At 66.2% G+C, this 1,351-nt stretch carries 1 protein-coding gene and 1 pseudogene; one reads left to right on the forward strand and one right to left on the reverse strand.

Going from position 1 to position 1,351, the window contains the following annotated elements:
- Window positions 1–136: 136 nt before the first annotated feature.
- Complete coding sequence (locus AVE30378_RS32440; protein ID WP_129247289.1) at window positions 137–532, reverse strand: TssQ family T6SS-associated lipoprotein; 396 nt, start codon at window positions 530–532, stop codon at window positions 137–139.
- Between the two features lie 156 nt (window positions 533–688).
- Here AVE30378_RS32440 and AVE30378_RS32445 point away from each other — a divergent pair.
- Window positions 689–1,351 (forward strand): annotated as a pseudogene (locus tag AVE30378_RS32445) (serine/threonine-protein kinase); the annotation flags it as partial.

Below are 1,351 nucleotides of genomic sequence, written 5' to 3' on the forward strand. Positions count from 1 at the left end.
GCACTCCTGATGGCAAATACCTGCCGTCAAGAATACGAAAACTTGCCAAACCCCTCCACGCTATTGCGCGATGAACCTTTTTTTTTATTGGCCTTTCCTGATGGAAACGCCTTCCCCGCGCGGCGAGGAAGCGGGATTACCTGGAGGCCTGGGCCCGGGCCCGCTGGAAGGCGGGGCCCCACACCGGGTGGCCGGCCTCGTTGGGCGCCAGCACGAAAGCGGGGTCCAGGGCGAGGATGCGCGAGAAACTGTCTTCGCAAAGCTGCGGATACTGGCTCACGCAATAGCTGAAGGCCTGCAGCTTGTACGCTTCGATGCGCACGGCCTTGGTGGACGTGGCCAGGGCGTCGGAGGTGGCGACGCTGCGGATGACTTCGCCGTAGCGCCCCGCGCGGTATTGGTCGCGCACTTGTTGCAATTGGTCCAGCGCTTGGGCGGTGGGCGGGCCCTCCGGCTGCGGGGAGGTGACGCCGGCACAACCCGCCAGGAGGACGGATAAGCCAAGCAGACTACTCAGAACGCGAATTTTCATGGGCTTCCAAAGGGGTAGGGGGAGACGGCCATACGCTATCGTGCCACAGCCTGATGCGCTCGGACATTTTCGGCAATGTCCTTGCGTAGCGGATTCGATAATATTCGGCCTATTCACTTTTCAATCCGTATTCGCGCCGTGGCGCAGCTCTCGATCATGTCTCCTTCCGCCGGCTTGTTGACGCCGCGTGGCCCTTTTTCCGGCGCCGCGCCGCTTGCGCTGCGCCCATTGAGCGCCATCGCCGCCAGCGCGGCGGGAGGCGTGCCGGAAGCGCGCATCAAGCGGCTTCTGTCCGATCTTTTGCCGTCCCTCATGTCCCTGCACGCGCAGGGTGAAATCTGTGGCGACATTTCCCTGGAAACGGTGGGAATGGACGAGAACGCGCGGGCGCATCTGGTCCCGGAGCTGATCGTGGCGCGTTCCCGCCGCGCCAGCCGCAGCCCGACCTCCGGTTTTGCACCGTTCGAACTCTATACCGATTCCATGGAGTGGCCGCGCGGCCCGTGGAGCGACATCTACGCCTTGTGCGCAGTCATGCATGCGCTGGTCACCGGGCGGCGGCCGCCGCCAGCGCCCGAACGCCGCGCGGCGGACACCTACGAACCGCTCGCCTCCCTGGGCCTGCCGAAATACGGCCAGGATTTCCTGTCCGTGATCGACGCCGGCCTGTCGATGGCGCCCGCCGAACGGCCGCAAACGCTGGCCGAACTGGCGGAGATGCTGGGTGTCTCCGCGCAGCTTGATGCCGCGCCCGTCCCGGCTGACACCGGCGCGGGCGCCGCGGCCCAGGCCGCGCCGGCCGCCGCCGCCGCCACGGCG

The sequence above is a fragment of the Achromobacter veterisilvae genome (assembly GCF_900496975.1).
GTDB lineage: Bacteria > Pseudomonadota > Gammaproteobacteria > Burkholderiales > Burkholderiaceae_B > Achromobacter > Achromobacter veterisilvae.

Excerpts from the sequence above, each read along its gene's own strand:
- AVE30378_RS32440 (WP_129247289.1), bottom strand. The coding sequence starts at position 532 with ATGAAAATTCGCGTTCTGAGTAGTCTGCTTGGCTTATCCGTCCTCCTG.